This is a genomic window from Streptomyces sp. PTY087I2, from assembly GCF_001687325.1.
In the GTDB taxonomy this organism is placed as follows: domain Bacteria; phylum Actinomycetota; class Actinomycetes; order Streptomycetales; family Streptomycetaceae; genus Streptomyces.
This window is the reverse complement of sequence record NZ_LZRD01000033.1, coordinates 61,651-67,921: the sequence shown is the minus strand read 5'-3', so window position 1 is coordinate 67,921 and position 6,271 is coordinate 61,651. Positions and strand designations below refer to the sequence as shown.

Genomic DNA, 6,271 nt, shown 5'->3' with positions numbered 1-6,271 from the left:
CCCAGCCCCGCCGTACGCGGCCGGGCCCCCAGCCCCGCCGTACGCGGCCGGGCCCCCAGCCCCGCCGTACGCGGCCGGGCCCCCAGCCCGTCGCACGCGGCCGGGCTCCCCGCCCCGTTCAGCCCGCGAACCACCCCGCCGCGTCCAGCCGGAACGCGCCGCCCGGAGCCATCGTGCGCAGGTCCCGCTCCAGGGCGGCCAGCCGGTCCTCGCCGAGCGTCCGGGCCCAGTCCGCGCGCAGCCGGTCGAAGCCCTCGGCGGACCGGATCAGCAGGTCGACGCCGTGCGGGGTGAGGCGGATCAGGGTGCGCCGGCCGTCGGCGGGGTCCGGGGCGCGCTCCACGTAACCGAGGGTCTCCAGCTTGTCGACGGTCTTTCCGGCGGCCTGCTTGGAGACCCCGAGGCGCCGCCCGATCTCACTGATGGCCGCGCCGTCGCGTCCCACCGCCTGGAGGGCGAAGCCGTACGCGGGCCGGGTCTCGGGGTGTCCGTGCTCGGCGAGGTCCCGGTGCAGGGCATCGATGATCGAGCGGAACCCGGCGAAGAGCAGCAGCGGCAGCTCGAAGCCGTTGCGAGACTCGACAACCTGGTTTACCTTTTTTTCGTCAACCATGTTGTCGATCCTATCTCCGCGAGAGGTTCGCCATGCCCTTTGCCGATCTCACCCCCGATACCGCCCCACCCGCATCGCGGCGCGCCCTGGAGGCGGTGACCGAGCGCCTTGGCTACCGGCCCGCCGCCGTCGCCCGGCTCGCGGCCTCGCCCCACACCCTGGACGGCTTCCTGAAGATCAGCGCGATCTTCGACGCCTGCACGCTGGACCCGCTCTCCCGCGAGGTCGTCGTCATGACGATGGCCACCCGCAACGACTGCCACGTCTGCGTGGCGATGCACACCGCGAAGCTGACCGCCCTGAACGCCGACCCGGCACTGATCGCCGCCCTGCGCGACCCCGGGAGCCCCGCTCTTCCCGACGAACGCCTGGAAGCCGTACGGCGGTTCACCCTCGCGGTGCTCGCCTCGGCGGGCGCGGTGGACGACGCGGAGCTGCGGGACTTCCTGGCGTACGGCCACACCGAGCAGAACGCCCTCGAAGTGGTCCTGGGCATCGGCGCGTACACCCTGTCGACCCTGGCCAACCGGCTCACGGGAGCCCCGGTGGACGAGCAACTGGCCGCGTTCGCACAGTAGTCGGCGGATGAGGTGAACGGGCCGGGCTCCCCGTCCGTATGGGACGTCACGCTTCTCCCTCGAAGCAGAGGAGTCCCATGCGACGCACATCGCGCAAGAAACGTTCCACGCTGGCCAACCGGGCCATCGCCGCCTCCGCAGCCCTGATCCTGGGGGGAGGTGGGCTGGTCGCGGTCAATGTCTACGCCTCCGCGGGAGAAGGACCGTCCGGTTCTTCTCCGCCCACCCGGACGCAGAACGCGGGCCGCCAGCTGTCCACCATCGACTGTCCCGAAGCCGTCAACGGACTGCCCGAGGTGCCGGACGAGGCACGCGGGGAGGTCGACCGCGAACTCGCGGCGATGGATACCCAGATCACCGACGCCTACCGGCAGTTCGCGGACCGGAAGGAGCAGATAGCCCGGGATCCCGGGCTGGCGGAGAACGCCGTGCTCGGCCCGTTGCGCAGCAAGCGGTCGGCGAGCCTCGACCGCATCGGCATCGCGATCGGGCGCGTGGGCGAGCGGCCGGCGGGGCTGGAGAGCCTTGCCGGATGCAGCCTGCGCGCCGACGACAGCCGCGGCGGATACGGCGACGGCCGAGGCCGCGGTGGCGGCAACGGCGGCCGTGGTGGCGGCGGTCAGGACGATGGCCAGGGCCAGGACCAAGGGCAGAATCAGGGCCAGGACGGGGGCCAGGGGCAGGACCCGGGAGGCCAGGACCCGGGGCAAGGTCAGGATCCCGGCCAGGGCGGAGACCCCGGGCAGGACCAGGGCCAGGGCGGCAACGGGCCCGTGGCCGCCGATTTCGTCGATATCCAGTCCGTCCAGCCCAACGTCGACCGGCCCCGCCAGCGCCGGGGCGCGTCCCGGGGCACCTTCACCACCGACTGCGGCCGTAATGAGAACGGGAAATTCAACCCGGACAACGTCATCGTCGCGCCCGGCGTGAGCAACGGCGCGCACCATATGCACGATTACATCGGCAACCAGGCCAACGACGCCTTCGCGAGCGACGACGATCTGGCGAACGGCGCGACGACCTGCCGTAACCAGGGCGACCGCTCCACCTACTACTGGCCGGTCCTGCGCCTTCAGAACGGGCAGGACGAGAACGACGTGGACGCGGACGGCGGCGGCCGGGACCAGAACGTCGGGGAGATCCAGACCCCGTCCCAGGTGACGCTGAAGTTCGTCGGCTCGCCCGTCGGCCGGGTCACCGCGATGCCGCGCTTCCTGCGGATCATCACCGGGGACGCGAAGGCGTTCACCAACGGCGACGCCAATGCCAACGCCTCGTGGAGCTGCACCGGATTCGAGGACCGCCAGCTGACGGACAAATATCCGATCTGCCCCGAGGGCAGTCAGGTGGTGCGGACGTTCGCCTTCCAGAACTGCTGGGACGGGCAGAACACCGACAGCGCCAACCACCGCACCCATGTGGCGTTCGCCCAGGAGAACGGCCGGTGCCCGAACGGGTTCCGGGCGGTGCCGCAGCTGGTGCAGCGCATCGTCTACGACGTTCCGCCGGGGCCCGGCTTCGCCGTGGACTCGTTCCCCGAGCAGCTGCACAAACCGATCACCGATCACGGCGACTTCATCAACGTCTTCGACGACCGGCTGATGAACAAGATGGTGCGGTGCATCAACGACGGCCGCCGCTGCCGCTGACGCGGCGCGTGCGGCCCCCGTGAACCTGCGCGGTCAGCCCGGGTGGTGACCGGAGTGCCCGTCCTCGCTCCCCCCTCCGCCACTGTCCCCCGAGTGGTGAGGCGAGGCGGTCTCCACCGTCCCCCCGAGCCGGCCGCGCAGCGCCGCGACCACGTCCGGTTCGCCGACGGCGACCCACCGGCGTCCGACGAGGTACGAACCCCCGTAGTCCTTGGCCTCGTTGATCCACTCCCGCTGCCCGCGATCGGTGGCGAAGGTGGCGAGGACGTAACGCCCTTCGTCCGTCGTGCAGTTGGCCTGCCGGAGCTCGGCCGCGTCGGTCTGTACGTTCGGGTCGCAGCCGGCCTTCTTGGCCAGCTGCTCCAGCGTGCCCGTCGCGGCCGGCTTCGGCGTGCGCCGATCCTGTCCCCTGCCGTCGTCGGACGATTCCGCGGTGCACCCGGCCAGGAGCAGAATTCCCGTCAGGACCACCGCTGTTGCTCCGCCGCGCCGTGCGCCTCGCCATTCCGGTTCTGTCGCCATCGGCCCATCCTGCACCCGAATCCGGGCTCAGGGGTGGGCTACGGCAAGACTCACGAGATACGCCTCCTCGACCTCGCCGTCCGGGAACAGGGCGGTCAGCAAAGCCCGTTCGCGGTCGAAGAAGTCGCGGACCGCCACCGGATCGCCGATCAGGAAGTCGGAGTGGGTGGCCATGTTGGCGATATGCGCGTCCAGCGGTACGCGACGGCTCCAGGCCACCTGCCGGGTGCGGTAGTCGAGCCCGTCGGGCAGCACGGCACGGTAGCGGGCCCTCATGCCGGGGACGGCCGGGATGTCCACCCCGAAGAAGACCCGCATCCGGTTCTCCTGCTCGACCAGCCACTCCACCGACGGGTCGCCGTCGTTCCACCAGAGGGCGAGCGCCCCGCCCGGCCGCAGCACCCGGCGGGCCTCGGGTATCGAGCGGGCGCGGTCGGTCCAGTGCCAGGCCTGGGCGTACGTGATCAGGTCCATCGACCCGGTCCGCAGCGGCAGGTTGTTCCCGTCGCCCCGCACCAGGGGCACGTCCGGCAGGCTCCGGGCGAACTGCTCGGCCATCCCGTCGCCCGGCTCCACCGCGGTGACCCGGGCCCCGCGCTCGTACAGCCGGGCCGTGCCGAGCCCCGTGCCCGCGCCGACGTCCGCGACCCGGGCCCCGGCGAGCGGGATTCCGGCCAGCTCCTCGATCGCGTCGAACAGCGCGGGCGGGTAGGAGGGGCGGTGGGCGTCGTAGGCGGCGGCGATGGCGTCAAAGGAACGGGCCTGCACAGGTTTCGTCATACAGCGATCATCGCGCGCCGCCTCCCCGAGCCGCAGGGAAAATCTCTGCACGCCTCTGGTCCGACCGCATACCCCTCAGTACATTGACAACATGTCTAACACGCAGCCAGCGGCGGTCGCATCGGAGCGGACGCACCTCAAGGCCCGCAAGGTGTCCTTCGCCTGGGAGAAGACCCCCCTGCACTGGGTGCCGGGCGACCCGTTCACCACGCACACCATCAACGTGCTCCATCTGCTGCTCCCGGCCGGGGAACGCTGGTTCATCCACGTCTACCGGCAGATCCTCCCGTACATCCACGACGACCAGCTCCGCGAGGACGTCATCGGGTTCATCGGGCAGGAAGCCGTGCACTCGCAGGCGCACGACGATGTGCTGCCGCATCTGCGGGAGTTGGGCCTCGACCCGACCCCGTACACCGCGCAGGTCGACTGGTTCTTCGAGAAGCTGCTCGGGGACCGGACGCTGCCGCCGGGGCGGCCGTCGCAGTGGTGGCTGATGGAACGGGTGGCGATGATCGCGGCCATCGAGCACTACACGGCCTTCCTCGGGGACTGGATCCTCAACGCGGAGGCGCTGGACCGCAAGGGCGCCGATCCGACCATGCTGGACCTGCTGCGCTGGCACGGGGCGGAGGAGGTGGAGCACCGGTCGGTGGCCTTCGACGTCTTCATGCATGTGGACGGCGGCTACCGGCGGCGCGTGCGCACCTGGGCCGCCGCGTTCTCCGCGCTGGTGTTCCTGTGGCAGCGCGGCGCCCGGTTCTTCATGGAGAACGACCCGACACTGCTGGACGGCAAGGCCTCCTTCAAGGCGTTCCACGCGAGCGGGAAGCGGGGCACGCTGCCGAGCACGGGCTCGATCCTGCGTTCCGTCCCCAGCTATCTCAGCCGGTCCTACCACCCCTCGCAGGAGGGCAGTACGGCCCAGGCCGTGGAGTATCTGACCCGCTCCCCCGCCGCGCTGGCCGCCGAGGCCGAGACCGCGAAGGGGGCCTGACCGATGGCGCTGCCCCGTCTCCGTACCGTCGTGCTGGTCTCCGGCGCCGCCCTGTTCACCCGGCGCGCCCTGAAACGCCGGATCGCCCGGTCCCCGCTGTGGCCGCTGCCCGCCCTGCCCGAGCCGATATCGGGCCACTCGAAGCGCCGCGCGACAGCGGTCCGCAAGCTGCTGATCACCGGGCGGACCGAGGTCGCCGAAGGCGTCGTCCAGCTCCGCCTGGAGGGCCCCGGCCTGCCGCCCTGGTCGCCCGGGGCCCATCTGGATCTGGTGCTGCCGTCCGGTCTGGTGCGGCAGTACTCGCTGTGCGGGGACCCGGAGGACACCGGCGCGTACACGGTGGCGACGCGGCTGGTGGCGGACGGCCGGGGCGGTTCGCGGGAGGTGCACGAACAGCTCCAGGAGGGCCTGGAGGTGGAGGTGCGCGGGCCGCGCAACCGCTTCCCGCTGACCGAGGCCCCGGGGTACGTCTTCGTCGTCGGCGGTATCGGCATCACCCCGGTCCTGCCGATGCTGCGGGCGCTGGCCGCGGCGGGGGCCGAGTGGCGGCTGCTGTACGGGGGCCGGTCGCGGGCGTCGATGCCGTTCCTGGAAGAGATCGAGAAGCTGGGCGCGGACGGGGACCGGGTCACGGTCGTCGCGCAGGACGAGGCGGGCCACCCGGACGTGGCAGGGGCGCTGGCAGGCCTCGCCCCGGGGACGGCGGTCTACTGCTGCGGCCCCGAGCCGCTGATGGCCGCCGCCACCGCCGCCCTCCCCGAGGGCTGCACCCTGCATCTGGAGCGGTTCTCGGCGGCGACGGGCGGCGCGGCCGGCACCGATGAAGGCGCCGAGAGCTCCGGGGCGTTCGAGGTGGAGTTGCGGCGCAGCGGGCGTACGGTGCCGGTCGCGGCCGGGCAGTCGGTGCTGGCCGCCGTCCGCGCGGAGCTGCCGCATGTGTCGTACTCCTGCGAGCAGGGGTTCTGCGGGACGTGCCAACAGCGGGTCCTGGAGGGCGAGATCGACCACCGGGACGAGCTGCTGACCGAGGACGAGCGGGGCGACTCGATGCTGATCTGCGTCTCGCGGTGCCGGGGGGAGCGTCTCGTCCTCGACCTCTAGGGTCCGCACGGCCTCGCCCCCGATAGGCTGT

General features: G+C 71.9%; 7 protein-coding genes. 4 read left to right on the top strand and 3 right to left on the bottom strand.

Features of this window, described 5'->3' with window-relative positions; translation table 11 throughout:
- Positions 1–118 precede the first annotated feature (118 nt).
- The gene (locus tag A3Q37_RS30090; protein ID WP_065489343.1) at positions 119–613 is read right to left on the bottom strand and encodes a MarR family winged helix-turn-helix transcriptional regulator; all 495 of its coding nucleotides are present in this window, start codon (positions 611–613) and stop codon (positions 119–121) included.
- 32 nt (positions 614–645) lie between these two features.
- On the opposite strand from A3Q37_RS30090, the gene A3Q37_RS30085 reads away from it, so the two are divergent.
- Together A3Q37_RS30085 and A3Q37_RS30080 are read left to right on the top strand one after the other, a co-directional pair.
- Positions 646–1,191 (top strand): carboxymuconolactone decarboxylase family protein, encoded by a 546-nt coding sequence (locus A3Q37_RS30085; RefSeq protein ID WP_065489341.1) that lies wholly within the window; start codon positions 646–648, stop codon positions 1,189–1,191.
- A 77-nt stretch (positions 1,192–1,268) separates the two neighbouring features.
- A complete protein-coding gene (locus A3Q37_RS30080; protein WP_065489339.1) occupies positions 1,269–2,840 on the top strand; it encodes a DUF1996 domain-containing protein in 1,572 nt (523 codons plus the stop codon).
- 33 nt (positions 2,841–2,873) lie between these two features.
- Here the strand turns inward: A3Q37_RS30080 and A3Q37_RS30075 are convergent, their stop codons facing one another.
- Positions 2,874–3,362: a hypothetical protein gene (locus A3Q37_RS30075; protein ID WP_107471615.1), complete on the bottom strand. Its 489-nt coding sequence runs from the start codon at positions 3,360–3,362 to the stop codon at positions 2,874–2,876.
- Positions 3,363–3,389: 27 nt separating this feature from the next.
- On the bottom strand, positions 3,390–4,142 hold the full coding sequence (locus A3Q37_RS30070; RefSeq protein WP_065489337.1) for a class I SAM-dependent methyltransferase: 753 nt from the start codon (positions 4,140–4,142) through the stop codon (positions 3,390–3,392).
- A gap of 91 nt (positions 4,143–4,233) precedes the next feature.
- Here A3Q37_RS30070 and A3Q37_RS30065 point away from each other — a divergent pair, with 91 nt between their 5' ends.
- Both A3Q37_RS30065 and A3Q37_RS30060 read left to right on the top strand, forming a co-directional pair.
- On the top strand, positions 4,234–5,139 hold the full coding sequence (locus tag A3Q37_RS30065) for a metal-dependent hydrolase (protein ID WP_065489335.1): 906 nt from the start codon (positions 4,234–4,236) through the stop codon (positions 5,137–5,139).
- Between the two features lie 3 nt (positions 5,140–5,142).
- On the top strand, positions 5,143–6,240 hold the full coding sequence (locus A3Q37_RS30060) for a PDR/VanB family oxidoreductase (protein WP_065489333.1): 1,098 nt from the start codon (positions 5,143–5,145) through the stop codon (positions 6,238–6,240).
- Positions 6,241–6,271: the final 31 nt, after the last annotated feature.